At 48.4% G+C, this 16,173-nt stretch carries 16 protein-coding genes; 11 read left to right on the forward strand and 5 right to left on the reverse strand.

The genetic code is table 11. The annotated features are described in order from the left end of the window. Window positions 1-3: 3 nt before the first annotated feature. From ctaD to lexA, 3 genes are all read right to left on the reverse strand, one after another. A complete protein-coding gene (ctaD, locus tag B2Q61_RS13465) occupies window positions 4-1,602 on the reverse strand; it encodes a cytochrome c oxidase subunit I (protein ID WP_290618322.1) in 1,599 nt (532 codons plus the stop codon). Between the two features lie 2 nt (window positions 1,603-1,604). Next, on the reverse strand, window positions 1,605-2,675 hold the full coding sequence (gene coxB / locus B2Q61_RS13470) for a cytochrome c oxidase subunit II (RefSeq protein WP_290621894.1): 1,071 nt from the start codon (window positions 2,673-2,675) through the stop codon (window positions 1,605-1,607). A 399-nt stretch (window positions 2,676-3,074) separates the two neighbouring features. Beyond that, on the reverse strand, window positions 3,075-3,695 hold the full coding sequence (gene lexA, locus B2Q61_RS13475) for a transcriptional repressor LexA (protein WP_290618320.1): 621 nt from the start codon (window positions 3,693-3,695) through the stop codon (window positions 3,075-3,077). Between the two features lie 139 nt (window positions 3,696-3,834). On the opposite strand from lexA, the gene plsB reads away from it, so the two are divergent. Further along, complete coding sequence (gene plsB, locus B2Q61_RS13480) at window positions 3,835-6,279, forward strand: glycerol-3-phosphate 1-O-acyltransferase PlsB (protein WP_290618318.1); 2,445 nt, start codon at window positions 3,835-3,837, stop codon at window positions 6,277-6,279. Here plsB and tesB read toward each other — a convergent pair. Then, complete coding sequence (tesB, locus tag B2Q61_RS13485; protein WP_290618316.1) at window positions 6,276-7,145, reverse strand: acyl-CoA thioesterase II; 870 nt, start codon at window positions 7,143-7,145, stop codon at window positions 6,276-6,278. The two genes, plsB and tesB, sit on opposite strands and share 4 nt — an antisense overlap. 64 nt (window positions 7,146-7,209) lie before the next feature. Between tesB and B2Q61_RS13490 the strand changes: the two genes are divergently transcribed. Beyond that, window positions 7,210-7,677 (forward strand): EVE domain-containing protein, encoded by a 468-nt coding sequence (locus tag B2Q61_RS13490; protein ID WP_290618314.1) that lies wholly within the window; start codon window positions 7,210-7,212, stop codon window positions 7,675-7,677. Window positions 7,678-7,717: 40 nt separating this feature from the next. Next, the gene (locus B2Q61_RS13495; protein ID WP_290618312.1) at window positions 7,718-7,948 is read left to right on the forward strand and encodes a hypothetical protein; all 231 of its coding nucleotides are present in this window, start codon (window positions 7,718-7,720) and stop codon (window positions 7,946-7,948) included. A 159-nt stretch (window positions 7,949-8,107) separates the two neighbouring features. Here the strand turns inward: B2Q61_RS13495 and B2Q61_RS13500 are convergent, their stop codons facing one another. Beyond that, window positions 8,108-9,853, reverse strand: a complete 1,746-nt coding sequence (locus B2Q61_RS13500; RefSeq protein WP_290618310.1) for a DUF885 domain-containing protein — start codon at window positions 9,851-9,853, stop codon at window positions 8,108-8,110. A gap of 235 nt (window positions 9,854-10,088) precedes the next feature. On the opposite strand from B2Q61_RS13500, the gene B2Q61_RS13505 reads away from it, so the two are divergent. The 8 genes from B2Q61_RS13505 to B2Q61_RS13540 all read left to right on the forward strand — a co-directional run bounded on the left by B2Q61_RS13505 (window position 10,089) and on the right by B2Q61_RS13540 (window position 16,172). Beyond that, window positions 10,089-11,111: a GGDEF domain-containing protein gene (locus B2Q61_RS13505; protein WP_290618308.1), complete on the forward strand. Its 1,023-nt coding sequence runs from the start codon at window positions 10,089-10,091 to the stop codon at window positions 11,109-11,111. 98 nt (window positions 11,112-11,209) lie between these two features. Continuing rightward, window positions 11,210-11,965 (forward strand): bifunctional demethylmenaquinone methyltransferase/2-methoxy-6-polyprenyl-1,4-benzoquinol methylase UbiE, encoded by a 756-nt coding sequence (gene ubiE, locus B2Q61_RS13510; RefSeq protein ID WP_290618306.1) that lies wholly within the window; start codon window positions 11,210-11,212, stop codon window positions 11,963-11,965. Further along, window positions 11,965-12,573, forward strand: coding sequence for a ubiquinone biosynthesis accessory factor UbiJ (locus tag B2Q61_RS13515; protein ID WP_290618304.1), 609 nt, complete (start codon window positions 11,965-11,967; stop codon window positions 12,571-12,573). The genes ubiE and B2Q61_RS13515 overlap by 1 nt, the downstream gene beginning before the upstream one ends. Window positions 12,574-12,576: 3 nt before the next feature. Continuing rightward, complete coding sequence (gene ubiB / locus B2Q61_RS13520; protein WP_290618302.1) at window positions 12,577-14,205, forward strand: ubiquinone biosynthesis regulatory protein kinase UbiB; 1,629 nt, start codon at window positions 12,577-12,579, stop codon at window positions 14,203-14,205. A gap of 53 nt (window positions 14,206-14,258) precedes the next feature. Then, window positions 14,259-14,507, forward strand: a complete 249-nt coding sequence (tatA, locus tag B2Q61_RS13525; protein WP_290618300.1) for a twin-arginine translocase TatA/TatE family subunit — start codon at window positions 14,259-14,261, stop codon at window positions 14,505-14,507. After that, a complete protein-coding gene (tatB, locus tag B2Q61_RS13530) occupies window positions 14,508-14,876 on the forward strand; it encodes a Sec-independent protein translocase protein TatB (protein ID WP_290618298.1) in 369 nt (122 codons plus the stop codon). Beyond that, window positions 14,866-15,624, forward strand: coding sequence for a twin-arginine translocase subunit TatC (gene tatC / locus B2Q61_RS13535; RefSeq protein ID WP_290618296.1), 759 nt, complete (start codon window positions 14,866-14,868; stop codon window positions 15,622-15,624). The genes tatB and tatC overlap by 11 nt, the downstream gene beginning before the upstream one ends. Then, complete coding sequence (locus B2Q61_RS13540; RefSeq protein WP_290618293.1) at window positions 15,624-16,172, forward strand: hypothetical protein; 549 nt, start codon at window positions 15,624-15,626, stop codon at window positions 16,170-16,172. The genes tatC and B2Q61_RS13540 overlap by 1 nt, the downstream gene beginning before the upstream one ends. Window position 16,173: the final 1 nt, after the last annotated feature.

Consider the following 16,173-nt stretch of genomic DNA (forward strand, 5'->3'; position numbering starts at 1 on the left):
TCCTTACTTAATCACCGGGGGTGTTTCAAAGGTGTGATACGGCGCAGGCGATGGTACTTCCCATTCCAGACCTTCTGCACCTTCCCAAACCTGATCGGTTGCTTTCACACCGCCACGGGCACATTTAATCAATACCCAGACAAAAATCAGCTGTGATAAACCGAACAGGAAACCACCAATACTGATAAAGGCATTAAAGTCCGCAAATTGCAGCGCGTAGTCCGGGATCCGACGCGGCATACCGGCTAAGCCAACAAAATGCATCGGAAAGAACAACAGGTTTACCGAAATTAACGAGCACCAGAAATGCCAGCGGCCAAGGCTTTCGTCATACATATTGCCGGTCCACTTCGGCAACCAGTAATAAACTGCTGCCACGATGGAGAAAATGGCGCCCGTCACCAGTACATAGTGGAAATGCGCGACCACAAAGTAGGTATCGTGATACTGGAAATCTGCCGGGGTTATTGCCAGCATCAGGCCAGAGAAGCCACCAATGGTAAACAATACAATAAAGGCCAGGGCAAACATCATTGGCACTTCAAATGTCATGGCACCGCGCCACATTGTCGCCACCCAGTTAAATACTTTCACCCCGGTTGGCACAGCAATCAGCATGGTGGCATACATAAAGAACAACGTAGCGAATACCGGCATACCCGTTGTAAACATATGATGCGCCCACACCAGAAATGACAGAATAGCGATACTGGCCGTTGCATATACCATCGAGGCATAACCAAACAATTTTTTCCGGGCAAAGGTAGGGATAATTGCGGAGACAATACCGAAGGCTGGTAAAATCATGATGTACACTTCAGGATGACCGAAAAACCAGAATATGTGCTGAAACAGCACCGGGTCGCCCCCGCCGGCGGCATCAAAAAAGCTGGTACCAAAGTATTTGTCGGTCAGCACCATGGTGACCACGCCCGCCAGAACCGGCATAACCATAATCAACAAGAATGCTGTGATAAACCAGGTCCAGACAAATAGCGGCATTTTCATCCAGGTCATGCCAGGTGCCCGCATATTCCAGATGGTTACAATAACGTTGATCGCACCCATGATGGACGATATACCCATTATGTGGACAGAAAACACAAACAACGCTGTGCTGTCACCACTATAAGTGGTGGATAATGGTGCATAGAATGTCCAGCCGAAGCTTGGGCCACCGCCAGGCATAAATAACGACAATAACAAGATCAGGAAAGCAAATGGCAGGATCCAGAAACTCCAGTTATTCATCCGGGGCAGCGCCATATCCGGGGCGCCAATCATCATTGGAATCATCCAGTTGGCCAGCCCGGTAAAGGCAGGCATTACTGCGCCAAATACCATAATAAGGCCATGTACCGTGGTCATCTGGTTGAAGAAGTGAGGCTCGACAAATTGCATCCCCGGCTGAAATAGCTCCAGACGGATGATCATGGCCATGGTGCCACCAATAAAAAACATGATGAGCGCAAAGATCAGGTACATGGTACCGATGTCTTTATGGTTAGTGGTGTAAAGCCAGCGTTTTATGCCGCCCGGTTTATGATCATGATGCTCATGCTGCTCTTCATGGTCATGTGGTTCAGTAATTACTACAGACATTATTATTCTCCCTCACCCTGCTGCACTTTATAAACGTCGGCGGCCTGAACGGCGTCTCCGGTGTCGTTACCCCAGGCATTGCGGGTGTAAGTCAGGACAGATGCTAATTCTTTTAAGCTTAACTGACGGCCAAACGCCTGCATTGCAGTGCCGGCTTTGCCGTTTAATACGATATCAATGTGGGCAGTTTTATCAGCTAAGATAAGCTCACTACCTGCCAGAGAAGGGAAAATACCGGGTAAGCCAGCACCATTAGGTTGATGACAAGCTGCGCAGTAGGCAATGTAAGTACGCTCGCCGTTGGCCATTAGCTCTGACATATCCATATTCATGGCCAGTAACTCCTGCTCGGCCGCTTTTTCTTGTGCAATCCGGGTTTCTTCGCCCGATTTCCACGCAGCATAGTCGTCAGGGCTTTTTGCTATAACCACTATCGGCATATAAGCGTGATCTTTACCACAGAGCTCTGCGCATTGACCGCGATAAACTCCTGGCTCTTCTACCCGGGTCCAGGCTTCATTGATAAACCCGGGGTTAGCGTCTTTTTTAATCGCAAATGCCGGTACCCACCAGGAATGAATAACATCATCTGAGGTCATCAGGAAACGTATCTTCTTGCCGGTAGGGATAATCAGAGGTCTGTCTACTTCCAACAGATAGTTTTCACCCTTGGCAAACCGGTTGGTTATTTGCTCTCGAGGGGTGGCAAGAACGGAGAAATACTCCAGGTCACTGCCCAGATATTTATAGTGCCACTTCCATTGCGACCCGGTTATCTGAACCGTGACATCGGCTGCAGAAGTGTCGTCCATGGCGATCAGCGTTTTGGAAGCAGGGATAGCCATACCAATTAAGATTACGACCGGAATAGCGGTCCACAGAATTTCTATTTTGGTACTTTCATGAAATTGAGCCGGTTGCACGCCCCGCGCTTTTCGGTGTAACAGGATAGACACAAACATTATCCCGAAAACCACTGCCCCGATAACACAGCAAATCCAGAAAATCAGCATGTGCAGGCTGTAAACCTCCTGGCTGATCTCCGTTACGCCTCTGGTCATATTTAAAGGCATAGCTGCTGCATTAGCCGATGCGGCTAAAAGCAAGGTCGGCAGCGTCCAACGTATACTACTCGTCTTCGCCACTGTACTTCTCCTCTGTCATTTGCAAAGCAAACCGCAGAAACCTGTACACAGTAATACACGGCGAATACCGATAGAATATACGGTGAATACCGCTAGCCCCCGAACCTATGTATGACGTTTCTTTAGTTTATTATTGTTATAGTTTTTTTAATTTTAACTGCCGCCGCAGTAACCCATCTTGGCAACTGATATTTTTTTCAGCACCCTTCGTCTAAGAATCATCCAAATCAGCGCCAGTGTAAACCCCTAAATAGCAAAAGCGCCGGCAAAACCAACAGGTCATACCAGCGCTTTAATTAACAATTAACTTATTGAGCTAATAGTTTTTTATAACCAGCTACCATTACGAATTACCCCAACCGCCAGACCTTCTATGGCAAATTGCTGCTGGCGTAAATCTACTTTAATCACATTAAAGTCTTTATTCTCGGGCTGTAATAATACCTGATGACCGTCCCGCTGAAACCGCTTTACGGTAACATCGTCATCAACCCTGGCGACCACAACCTGACCAGGCTGAGCATCTGAGGTTTTATGAACGGCCAGTAAGTCACCATCCAGAATACCGATATCTTGCATACTCATCCCCTGAACCCTCAACAGAAAATCGGCATGGGGTTTAAATAAATGGGCGTCAACTTTGTAATGATTCTGCACATGCTCTGCCGCCAGAATAGGCTGCCCGGCGGCGACCTTGCCTATTAAAGGCAAACCTAACTGCTCTGGCTCGTGGTCATCTTCGAGTAACTTTATGCCGCGCGAGGTTCCCGGCATCATCGTTAATACACCTTTCTTGGCCAGTGCCTTTAAATGCTCCTCTGCAGCATTGGCTGATTTAAAACCAAGCTGGCTGGCAATTTCAGCCCGGGTGGGTGGCATACCGGTCTCGGACTGATAATCTTTGATAAGTTGCAAAATCTCTGCCTGACGCGGCGTAAGTGGTCTCATAATGCTGGCTACCTATACAGTGGTTACTGTGAGTATATACAGCCTTTTAGCAATTGCCAAGTTTTTGTCTGCACGACAAATTTGCCAGTTGTGGCTTCCATGATATTCTTGTAAGTCTGTGTTCACGGTCGGAATTTGTATGTTTTCTGTGTTGTCATTGTGTACCGCGTTATTGAAATGGCCATTGCGACTGCTGGTTAAGTTTAAAATTGTTCCTGACAATACAGTCAGTGAGCTGGCACTGGATAAAACCCGGCCGATTTTTTATGTGTGCCATACAGAGTCGGCCAGCGATCTGGCTACGCTGCGCCGGGTATGCCAGCATCTTAGCCTGCCCGACCCACTGCAGCCGGTTACGTTGGATGGGACACAACTGGCCCGCACGTTATTTCTCGAAAAACCTCACAGTGTTGTTGGCGGCAGAAGCAAAACTCAGGCGCTGAAGCAGGGCCAGCAGTTACTTCAGCTTCATCTTGTCAACCCTGAACTGAATGCACAGCTGGTGCCAGTTTCGATACTATGGGGCCGGGCACCAGGCAAGGAAAATAGTATAAAATGGCTGCTTGGAGAAGCAAACGCGCCGCATTGGCTCGCTAAGTTTGTGATTGTTCTGGTGTCCGGCCGCCACACTCTGGTCCGGTTAAGCCGGGCGGTATCTCTGACCCAGATGGCGGCGCAATTTGGTGATAAAGCGGATACGGCACGCAAACTGCTTCGCATGTCACGATTTCATTTTTACCGGCAAAAACTGGCGGCGACCGGGCCTAAACTGGTTAATCGCAGTCAGCTGTTTAATGCGTTGCTGGCTTCCCCTGCTTTAAAGCAGGCTATTGAAGACGAAGCGCGTTCAAAAAAAGTGTCACTTAAAGTCGCGCGCCAGCAGGCCCACAAACTGCTGCAGGAGATCGCTGCCGATTATCGTGAATCTACCTTGCGGGTGGGTGACCGGGTGCTAAGCTGGCTCTGGAAAAAACTGTATAGCGGTATCAAAATAAATAATGCTGATATGCTGCGTGATCTGGCGCAGAAAGGTCATGAAATTGTCTATGTACCATGTCATCGCAGTCACATGGATTACCTGCTGTTAAGTTATGTTATTTATCACCAGGGCTTGGTGCCGCCGCACATTGCGGCTGGTATTAACTTAAATTTCTGGCCGGCAGGCACCATCTTCCGCCGCGGCGGCGCGTTTTTTATCCGGCGTAGTTTTAGTGGCAATAAATTATATTCTGCGGTATTCCGGGAATATCTGAGTCAGCTGTTTAGCAAAGGCTACGCCGTAAAATACTACTCAGAAGGCGGCCGCAGCCGCACAGGCCGGCTGTTACAACCTAAAACCGGCATGTTGGCAATGACCGTGCAATCAATGCTGCGCGGTATAGAACGCCCTGTCACGCTGGTCCCTGTTTATCTGGGATACGAGCATGTGATGGAAGTCAGTACTTATGTAAATGAGCTGCAGGGGTCGGGTAAGAAAAAAGAGTCCATTGGCGGCGTGCTTAAAGCCATTCGCAATTTGCGGGATTATGGTTACGGCTACGTCAACTTCGGTGAACCTATTCAGCTTAATCAGTACCTGAGTCAGCAGGTCAGTGACTGGAAAAGCCATATTCATCCGCTGGAAGTGCAAAAACCAAACTGGTTAAACCCATTGGTCGCTAAACTGGCTAATCAGGTAATGCAGCACATTAATCAGGCTGCAGCGCTTAACGCCACTAATTTGATCGCCTTAAGCATTCTGGCTACTGACAAACACATCCTGACCCGGGATGAGCTGGCGCAGCAACTTAGTTTTTACCTGGATCTGCAGCGACATGTGCCTTATCACCCCAATATCAGCTTACCTCAGGGTGATGCAGACAGCCTGATCACCCACGCCCTAACCTTGCAAAAGGTGCAAAGTACCTCAGACGGTTTTGGTGAGCTTATCGGCCTGAACGCTGAACATAGTGTGTTAGCCACCTATTACAAAAATAACATATTGCACTTGTTTATGCTGCCATCACTGTTGGCATCATCAGTGCTGCATCAGCGAAGTATCAGCAGTGAGCAGTTGCTCAGTGATATTGAACAATTGTATCCGTTGCTCAAAGCCGAGCTGTTTTTATATGTCAGTTCGCTACGTACCTACTGCCAGGCATTACTGCAATTTATGACAGAGCAAGGTTTAATTGAATCTGATGGCGTTAACTATTACGCCCCCGCCCAGCAAAGCCGACACTATTTTATGTTAAGCCTGCTGGCACATAACGCTGAAGATACGTTGCAACGCTATGCTATTGTGTTAAATCTGATCGTTGCCCAAGGGCCAATTCACCGTGCAGACCTGGAAAATCGTGCTCATCAACTGGCACAGCGACTGCTTAACCTGCACGGTATTATTGCACCGGAATATTATGACAAAGGGTTGTTTGCCACGTTGGTCAATGCTCTGAAAGAGGCGGGTATCAGCCACACCAATAGTAACAATCAGGTATGCAGCAGTTTGCGTTTGCAACAACTGACGCAAACTGTGAATACCTTACTAAGAAACGACATCTTGCAAACGCTACAAAGCATTATGCCACAACACACTGCCCCCTAACGGGGGCTGGCATAACGGCGAATAACACCTTCCTGCATCGTTGACGCCACCAGCTCGCCATTGCGGTTAAAGAACTGACCACGCACCAGCCCCCTGCCGCCACTGGCCCGCGGGCTGTCTACCGCATAGAGCAGCCAGTCATCGAACCGGAAATCCTGGTGAAACCACATGGCATGATCAATCGTCGCCACTTGCATATTGGCCGCCATAAAGGATGCCCCATGCGGCTGCAACGCCGTTGGCAGAAAATTAAAATCTGATGCATAGGCCAGCAAATATTTATGAACCCGGATATCATCTGGCATATTGCCATTCGCTTTAAACCAGACGTAGCGCTTGGGCGCGCTGACTTGAGGCTGAAACGGATTTTGAAAATCGACCGGCCGCATCTCTATCGGTTTCTCACAAATAAATTTGCTGCGCAGGCTTTCTGGGATTAATGAGGCGTGCTGTTGATAAAATGCCAGATCAGACACCAAGTCATCGGGCTCAGGGACCTCGGGCATCGGATCGTAATGGTTGAAGCCCTGCTCTTCGGTCTGAAATGAGGCGGTCATGTAAAAAATCGGCTTACCGTACTGAATGGCACTGACCCGGCGGGTACTGAAACTTTTTCCATCACGAATCGTTTCAACTTCATACACGATGGGTTTACTGGCATCACCGGGCCGTAAAAAATATGAGTGAAATGAGTGTACCTTTCGCTCTTCTGCCAGGGTTTCTTTTGCGGCTGACAAGGCCTGCCCCATTACCTGACCGCCAAAAACCGCTTTAAATCCCAAATCCTGACTTTGCCCCCGGTAAAGCCCTAACTCAATCGTTTCCAGTTTTAATAACGATAACAAATTCTCTAATACCTGACTCATTCAGCGGTCCTTTTGCTACACTCTGCAATCTCTATTCTGCCGCAAAGCAAGGGGCCTGGCAAAGATGAACTACTGGTTATTTAAAACCGAACCGGACGAATGCAGTATTGATGACTTTGCCCGAGCCCCCACCACGCCGATAGTCTGGGAAGGCGTCCGTAATTATCAGGCCAGAAACTTTTTACGGGATAACGTCGCTATCGGTGACCAGGTTTTTATATATCACTCAAGTTGCAAGGATATAGGTATAGCTGGTATCGCCAGGGTAGTAAAAGCGGCTTACCCCGATCCCAGCCAGTTTGACAACCACAGTCGCTATTTTGATAGTAAGGCAACCGGGCAGAAACCGCGTTGGGTCGCGGTCGATTTACAGTTTGTCAGCAAAATGTCTCAACTCATCCGACTGGACAAGTTAAAGAATTTAGCTACTCTGATAGAGTTGCCATTGGTACGTAAAGGCAACAGACTTTCTGTTATGCCTGTTACGTGTGCCCAATGGCTAACCATAATGGCGCTATCCCAACCGGCCTGACTGAATCCAAAAAATTAAATCCCTGCAGTTGGAGCCAGGTATGATTCAAGAGCGGCGCCAGACGGATAAGGACATGCATTATTTCTGGGAAGAACTGAATTTAGCACAGAAATTTTCCGTAGCAGAGTTACAGCGATTCGGCTATGAGTTACGATTTGTACGCAAGCAAGACAAACACAAAATAGCGGTGTTGTTTGCTGGCGATAAAATAGCAGCAATAGATAACGAAGGTCAGATCAATACTGCGCCTACTGTTATCCTCAGGCATTAGTGTCACGTTGCTACTGATATTGTCCAACTAACAGCTAACGTTTCAGCTATTCAGAAGCTATTCAAATTGTATAACGCTAATTGTACAGCACTAATAGTAAACAGCCGGCTAATGCCGGCTGTTTTTATTATCGCAACCAAGCCAGCAACCAAGCCAGAGTCATTCAGCCGGTTCTTCAGCCAATTGTGTGCTGATATAAGCAGCAACCTGCTGTTCTAAAACCGCCAGCGGTACACTGCCATTACTTAATACCACGTCATGAAAACGACGGATATCAAATTTATCCGCCAGCTTCTGTTCAGCTTCGGCTCTTAAGCGCCGGATCGTAATTTCGCCTAATTTATAAGACAAGGCCTGGGCTGGCCAGCTGATATAACGGTCAATCTCAGTGGTAACGTTGTGCATCGATAACGCCGTGTTTGCCGCCAGAAAGTCGATAGCCTGCTGCCGACTCCAGCCCATGCTATGCATACCGGTATCGACCACTAATCTTGCTGCCCGCCACATTTCATAAGTCAGGCGACCAAAATTGCTGTATGGGTCGTCGTAAAAGCCCATTTCAAGCCCAAGATATTCCGCATATAAGCCCCAACCCTCACCAAATGCTGAGGTATAAAAACTACGCCGGTAGTCCGGCAAGCTGGCTTGCTCCCGAGCTAGTGAGATTTGCAGATGATGGCCCGGTACCGCTTCATGCAAAGTCAGTGCTGGCATCTCATACAAGGGACGACGATTCAGTGCATAGGTATTTACCCAGTAAAATCCTGCCTGATCATCGCGTGAAGCGCCTGAATACCGCCCGGTAGTATATTTTGGCGCTATTTCAGCCGGTACGGGTACCACACCGTAAGGCGTGCGGGGCAGCGTTTTAAAAAGCCGGGGTAGCTCGGCATCGGCCTGCTTGGATAACCAGGCAGCATAACGCATTAACTCCTGATCAGATTGCGGATAAAACTGCGGATCAGTGCGCAAGAACTGAATAAAATCAGCAAAACTCCCTGCAAATCCCAATTGCTCAATAATGGCCTGCATGTCGGCCCGAATACGTTTTACTTCTGCCAGCCCGGTATCGTGTACTTGCTGCGGGGTAAGCTTAAGCGTGGTGTAGTGTTCAAGTCTGTTCTGATAAAAAGCCTCGCCATCGGCCAATGCACTGGCAGCAATCGTATCGCGGGCACCAGGAATATAGTCCTGCACCATAAAGTCATAGTATGCCTGATACGCCGGGTTAACCTCACGCACGATAATCTGCTGTGCGCGGTCCTGCAGCTGCTGCCACTTAATGGCGCTAATGGTATCTGGTTTGGTCATAAATGGCCGGAAAAATACGCTGGCCGCCATGTCTTCAGTAATATACGAGCTGATACTTTGCTCAAAGCCTGCCAGTACTGCTTTCGGTTGGGTAATGCCGGTTAACAGCCCCTGGCGCATCCAGTCTGTCTGTTGCTGCATATAAACGGGTACAGTCGCCAGTTTTTGTAAGTAATTTTCATAATCTGCCAGCTGGCGTAAAGCGCTACGCTGCAACATCATTGCCACCGACGTATGGAAGCCTGACTCTGAGGTTAGCGGTGTTAAATGTGCATTGAACCGGTACTCATCGATATCATTAGCCAACCGGTACGCCAGAATGGCATGGTTGATCTGGTTTTGTTCCGACAACTTAGCTACATCCACTTGCTGCAATTGTTGCTGCCACTTTAACCGTTGCTGCTGACGGGCACCTAAGGCTGCCGGCGACATATCGGGCAAGCGATCTGGTTCGCTCGCGGTTAGCGTGGTTTCGGCCTGCCAAAGCTGCTCCGCTAACTCAGTAAAATGCTGATCGGGATCATTCTGTAACGGCCCTGCAGCACACCCCGCCAGACTCAGCAGTAAGAAAGTCATTGTAAATATAATGCGCATCGTATTGTTCCCTGTATCCCGTGTTGTTAACGATTGTAACCTGATTTGGCCATGAATAAAGCCGCTTAAACTTACAAAACCTGCCGCTGAGCCGAGATTTAACAGATGGTTTGCCGCTATTTTCAGCGACTGAACGATTTTGTTTACATAGCAGGTTGCCAGCGAGCCGGATTCGGTTACTATGGGGCCTGAAAAAAATAATAAAATGATTGGCCCCGGAGCTCAATATCGTCTTATGAAGTATCAGGACTCGCTGCAACAAGCGCTGGAAAAAGCGGGTTTAGTAAAAGCTTTCCTGCAGCATAACCAACTTGCTATTCACCCTATCAACTATGCGGTGGCCTACGACTATATTAGCGGTAATAATGCCGGCCTGTGTCAGGCCGTTGAGCAAAAGCTGGCCAGCAAAACGGCATTTGACGACTTTATTATGGTCGAGCTTTATCAGCGCTGGCTGGCTGATGAAAACGCGCAGCAGGAACAACTGCTGCATGAGGTAACGGGTATTGTTGGCCGTTTATCTGGTTATACTGATTTAGCAGCAGAAGCTACCGGCCAGTTTATTCAGCAATTAGAGCAACAATTACATGATTTAGCTACTGCTCCTGCCAAAGTAACCGATATCTCCGGGATTATTCTGTCCCAGGCACAGTTATATCAACAGCAGCAACAGCAATTACATAGCCAGCTGGCTATGGCGAATAAACAAAGCCATCAACTACGTCATGAACTCGAACAACTTAAGTTACAACGGATGCAGGATCCGCTAACCGGTCTTTATAATCGAATTGCAATGCAAAATCAGGTTGATATTTGGTTATCAGAGCAACCTGAACGACGAATCGCCGCCATCGTAGTTGATATTGACCATTTCAGTCGCTTTAATCAGGATTATGGCCAAACGATCGGTGATGTTATTTTGAGTAAAGTGGCGCGAAAAGTCGGTAGCTATGTGCAAGCCAGCGGTATGCCGGTGCGCTCAGGTGGTGAAGAGTTTTTATTGTTGCTGCCAGATATCGACTTACGTACCGCTAATGAAATAGCTGAGCAGGTACGTAAAGGTGTTGAAAAACTTCGGTTCGTCTCTTCCCGCGATAAAAAAAGCCTGCCCAAGGTCACTATTTCGCTGGGTGTCTCGTTATTTCAGGCTAAAGAAAGCTGGTATCAGTTTTTAGCCCGCAGCTCACAAGTGTTAAAGCTGGCCAAAGAACGAGGCCGCAATCAGGTGGCCGATGAATTAATGCTGCACGCTGGCTGAACCTGACAGCGCTTGTCACGTATACACACAGCAGTTGGCTAGTGCGGTCAATTCTTTTACACTAGTCACTCTTTTTTGGCGCTGAAACAGGCAACTTCATGACTGAACCAACACATAGTACAACCGATTTTGGATATAAAACCGTCCCTGCTGCTGAGAAAGTATCGTTAGTGGCGAACGTGTTTCATTCAGTTGCTGCTAAATATGACATTATGAATGACGTTATGTCGTTGGGTATTCACCGGTTATGGAAGCGTTTTACCCTTGATTGCAGCGGAGTCAGGCCGGGGCAGCATGTACTTGATCTGGCTGGGGGCACGGGTGATATTGCTGCGCTTTTTTCCCGCCGGGTTGGTACAAATGGCAGAGTAGTGCTGGCCGATATTAACGAGTCAATGCTCAACGTTGGGCGTGACAAGTTACGTGATTTAGGGCTGATAAATAATATTGAGTTTGTTCAGGCTAATGCTGAAGCACTGCCTTTTGCTGATAACAGCTTTGATATTATCAGTATTGGCTTTGGCCTGAGGAACGTCACCGACAAAGCTGCCGCCTTAAAATCAATGTTTCGGGTATTAAAGCCCGGCGGCCGGCTGCTGGTGCTGGAATTCTCCAAACCTGAACAGCAATGGCTGAGTAAAGTATACGATATGTATTCTTTTAAATTACTGCCGGTAATGGGCCAGTTAATTGCCAATGACAAAGAAAGCTACCAGTATCTGGCAGAGTCGATCCGGATGCATCCTGATCAGGAGACCCTAAAGGCGATGATGGCTGAAGCCGGCTTTGCTGAAGTCAGCTACCACAATCTGACCGGTGGTATTGTTGCCCTGCATCGAGGTTTTAAATTCTGATGTTACCCGCCCTGTTGCCGCAAATGCTCTGCGCCAGTGCCGAACGCCTGTGCCATAGCTTGATCAGCATGGATAGTGGCGCCAATGAGCGTTTAAAGAAACTTCAGGGTAAACAATTAGCCTTTACCTTGCGTGAATTTAATGTGCGACTGGTACTTACTGCTGGTAGCGACCGTCTATTATTTAACCAGCATAACGAAGCCGTTGATTGCGCCATTAGTACTGATTTAGCCAGCCTGCGACAACTTCGTGACGCCAGCCAGTTAACCCGGCTGATTAAAGCTGATGCGCTGCAAATTGAGGGCGATATTCAGGTTGCGCAACAATACAGCTATTTTTTGCAACGCCTGGACCCCGATTGGCAGGAGGCATTAGCAGGCTATGTCGGTGACGCCATGGCACATAAAATTGGCTTAATCATTGGTCAACTGCAGCGTTACTTACAACAAAAAGTGAGCTTGCTTGGCCATAGTGTCACCATGCTGGGCCAGGACGAACTCTTGCTCAGCCCAACCAGTCTGGAATTGCAGCAATTTAGCCAGGATGTCAGTGAACTCAGAGCCCGGGTTGACCGGCTTATTGCCAGCCTGCCAGGCCAGAAGGAGTAGCCGTTGCGATTCAGCCGTTTTTACCATATTCAGAAAACGTTATTGCAGTACGGTCTTGATGAGTTAATTCCGCCCGCCTGGCAACCCTGGTATGCGCGCAGCATGCGCAAAAGTGCGTTCTGGTTGTATAACCGGTATCCGGATTATCCGGTAGGCAAGCGCCTGAGGCTGGCGTTGCAGAGCCTGGGCCCGGTATGGATTAAATTTGGCCAGATGTTGTCGACCCGGCGTGACCTGTTGCCAGCTGACATTGCCGACGAACTGGCCAGGTTGCAGGATAAAGTAGACCCTTTTCCCGGCGAGCAAGCCCAACAGCTTATTGAGCAAGCGTTGGAACTAACAGACATTAATGAATTATTCAGTAGTTTCAATGTTGTGCCCCTGGCATCAGCCTCAATAGCCCAGGTGCATGCCGCAGTGCTTCGCCTGCCCGATGGCAGCGAAGCAGATGTTGTCATCAAAGTGATTCGGCCAGACATCCTTAAACAAATTATTGCTGATCTGGATTTAATGGATGGCCTGGCAGCTTTTGCCGCCCGCTACTTACCTGACGGCAAACGACTGCGACCACGCGAAGTGGTCTCTGAATATCGTAAAACCATTATCGACGAGCTTGACCTGCAGCGTGAAGCCGCCAATGCCATTCAGTTGCGCCGTAATTTCGAAGGCTCTGACTCCTTATATATCCCTTACGTACATAGTGATTACAGCCGCCCCAATGTAATGGTGATGGAGCGCATCTACGGCATACCAGTGTCAGATATAGCGGCCCTGAATGCCCAGCAAACCGATATGGAACTGCTGGCTAAACGTGGGGTAGAGGTTTTTTTTACCCAGGTATTTCGCGACAGCTTTTTTCATGCCGATATGCATCCGGGCAATATATTTGTGTCGCGTGAGCATCCGCACAACCCGAAATACATCGGTATAGATTGCGGTATTGTTGGCACCTTAAACAGTGAAGATAAACGTTACCTGGCTGAGAACTTTGTCGCTTTTTTTAACCGCGACTATCGTAAAGTTGCTCAGCTGCACCTTGACTCTGGCTGGGTCCCGCTGGATACCAACGTGGAAGAGTTTGAAAGCGCTATCAGAACCGTCTGTGAGCCTATCTTTCAGAAACCACTGGCAGAAATTTCGTTTGGCCACGTGTTACTGAACTTATTCAGCACAGCCCGCCGTTTTAATATGCAGGTTCAGCCGCAATTAGTGCTGTTACAAAAAACGCTGCTGTATGTCGAAGGCCTGGGCCGCCAGCTTTATCCGCAACTGGATCTCTGGAAAACCGCCAAACCTTTCTTAGAAAGCTGGGTAAAACAGCAAGTTGGTTTACCCGCATTGTGGCGCCAGGTTAAGGACAATGCGCCGTTCTGGGCAGAAAAACTGCCCCAAATGCCAACCTTGCTGCATCGTTATCTGGAACAAGGCCCCAAACAACAAGCAATGCTGTTACAACAGTTGCAGTTGCTGCAGCGCCAACAGGACAAAACCAACCGGCAAATTGTTGCAGCAGCACTTGCAGCGGGCACCCTGATAAGTGGTACTATAGTGCTGAGTTTCGGGCCACTGTGGCTGGCCGGTGCGTTGCTGGGCGGGGCTATCTTTTTCGGTGCAAAAGCACTATTGTCATAAACATGTTGCAAACTGGCATAGCAACTTCAGCATAGATTACAGAGGTAATTATTATGGGTTTTGGCGGCATTAGTATTTGGCAATTGTTGATTGTTCTGGCAATTATCGTGTTGTTATTCGGCACCAAAAAATTACGCGGCATTGGCACGGACTTGGGTTCGGCTATCAAGGGGTTTCGCAGCTCGATAAAAGATGAACCCCCGGCAGAAGACGAAACACCCGAACAACTGGCAGAGCAAAAACGTACCCACAGCGATGGCCAGACCGAGTCAACTAAACAAACAGAGAAAGATAAAAGCTAAATGGGCTTCTGGGAACTGCTGGTTATAGGGGTTATTGCCTTGCTGGTGCTGGGGCCTGAACGGTTACCCGGTGCCATCCGCAGTACCGTAAAAACCATCCGTAGTGTGAAACAGTTTGGCAGCCAGATGCAGGCGGAGCTTAGCGAAAACCTGCGGGTGCACGAGCTGCATCAGAAATTAAAAGATGCCGAAAGTAAAAACCTGCTTAACCTGACCCCGGATGAACAAGCCGCGCTGAACGAACTACGGGCGGCAGCGAAATCAGTAAACCCGCCGTCAGCGCCGGTGGCAGAACCGGCAGCAAACAAATCCACGGCGTCAGAACCTGGCGCTGATATTAAGTCTGTTGAAAACAAAAATGAAAACTAAACCAGAAGCCGATAGTCTGCTTGGCCATCTACTGGAGTTACGCAACCGCTTGTTAAAATGCGTTATCGCAGTAATTGTAGTTTTTGCCTGTCTGGCCTATTTTGCTGCTGATATATACCAGGTGCTGGCAGCACCGCTTATTGCCGTGTTGCCCGAGGGCAGCAGTATGATTGCCACTGACGTTGCCGCGCCTTTTTTTGCGCCTTTTAAACTTACCTTTATCGTGGCTATATGTCTGGCTATTCCTTATATCTTGTTACAGGTTTGGCAGTTTATTGCCCCCGCCTTGTATGGCAAAGAAAAGCGTCTGGTCGCGCCTTTGGTGATCAGCAGCACCTTGCTATTTTACGCTGGTATTGCCTTTGCTTATTTTGTGGTATTTCCGCTGGTGTTTGCCTTTTTTACCAGCGTAGCGCCCGTTGGTGTTACTGTTGCTACTGATATCAGTAGCTACCTCGATTTTGTGTTAAAGCTGTTTTTTGCTTTTGGTTTATCATTTGAAATTCCAGTGGCCATTTTGCTGCTGGTCTGGACTGGTACCGTTACTCCGGCCACCCTTGCCAGTAAAAGGCCCTATATTGTCGTTGGCGCTTTTGTGCTGGGAATGCTGCTTACCCCGCCTGATGTGTTATCCCAGACCCTTCTGGCGGTGCCCATGTGGTTACTGTTTGAAGCAGGTTTATGGTTAAGCCGCTTTTATCAGCCAAGACCCGAGCCGGAACAAACTGCAGAGGAAGACCAACAATAATGAAAAAAATACTTTGCCTGTTCAGTACTTTGCTGATGATCACTACCAGCCTGCTTAGCCCTTTGGCACAAGCTAGCGAGCTGTCCGCTGCGCTTAACAAGTGCCGGCAACAGCAAAATTCTGTGAAACGACTGCTGTGCTATGATGAAATCAACCTGCAATTGACCACCCACTCAGCTGCTACTCCCGCCCCGGCTGATCACACTGCTCGACAAAGCGCCACAAGTCTGGCCCAACAGACAGCAGTAAACCGTAGCACAGTGGTGGCTGGTACCATAGAAGCTGACGAAGACTTTGGCCTTGAACATAAGAAAATTGCTGAGAAACGGGTTGACCAGCTTTATGTGACCGTGAGCAATATCAGCTATAGTCCGCACAAAGAGTTGATTGTAGAATTTGATAATGGTCAGATCTGGCGCCAATCAGACAATGGTTACTATAAAATTGCGGTTGGCGAACAACATTATATTAAACGGGGTATGTTTAATTCATTTCGTCTGGGCAACGACGATAATAACCGAACTGTAAAGGTTCGCCGGGTCGATTAAC

This window comes from Arsukibacterium sp. UBA5043, assembly GCA_002415085.1.
Taxonomy (GTDB): Bacteria; Pseudomonadota; Gammaproteobacteria; order Enterobacterales; family Alteromonadaceae; genus Alishewanella.

Coding starts and splice junctions, on each gene's coding strand:
- ctaD (WP_290618322.1), bottom strand. CDS start 1,602: ATGTCTGTAGTAATTACTGAACCACATGACCATGAAGAGCAGCATGAG.
- coxB (WP_290621894.1), bottom strand. CDS start 2,675: ATGCCTTTAAATATGACCAGAGGCGTAACGGAGATCAGCCAGGAGGTT.
- lexA (WP_290618320.1), bottom strand. CDS start 3,695: ATGAGACCACTTACGCCGCGTCAGGCAGAGATTTTGCAACTTATCAAA.
- plsB (WP_290618318.1), top strand. CDS start 3,835: ATGTTTTCTGTGTTGTCATTGTGTACCGCGTTATTGAAATGGCCATTG.
- tesB (WP_290618316.1), bottom strand. CDS start 7,145: ATGAGTCAGGTATTAGAGAATTTGTTATCGTTATTAAAACTGGAAACG.
- B2Q61_RS13490 (WP_290618314.1), top strand. CDS start 7,210: ATGAACTACTGGTTATTTAAAACCGAACCGGACGAATGCAGTATTGAT.
- B2Q61_RS13495 (WP_290618312.1), top strand. CDS start 7,718: ATGATTCAAGAGCGGCGCCAGACGGATAAGGACATGCATTATTTCTGG.
- B2Q61_RS13500 (WP_290618310.1), bottom strand. CDS start 9,853: ATGCGCATTATATTTACAATGACTTTCTTACTGCTGAGTCTGGCGGGG.
- B2Q61_RS13505 (WP_290618308.1), top strand. CDS start 10,089: ATGAAGTATCAGGACTCGCTGCAACAAGCGCTGGAAAAAGCGGGTTTA.
- ubiE (WP_290618306.1), top strand. CDS start 11,210: ATGACTGAACCAACACATAGTACAACCGATTTTGGATATAAAACCGTC.
- B2Q61_RS13515 (WP_290618304.1), top strand. CDS start 11,965: ATGTTACCCGCCCTGTTGCCGCAAATGCTCTGCGCCAGTGCCGAACGC.
- tatA (WP_290618300.1), top strand. CDS start 14,259: ATGGGTTTTGGCGGCATTAGTATTTGGCAATTGTTGATTGTTCTGGCA.
- tatB (WP_290618298.1), top strand. CDS start 14,508: ATGGGCTTCTGGGAACTGCTGGTTATAGGGGTTATTGCCTTGCTGGTG.
- tatC (WP_290618296.1), top strand. CDS start 14,866: ATGAAAACTAAACCAGAAGCCGATAGTCTGCTTGGCCATCTACTGGAG.
- B2Q61_RS13540 (WP_290618293.1), top strand. CDS start 15,624: ATGAAAAAAATACTTTGCCTGTTCAGTACTTTGCTGATGATCACTACC.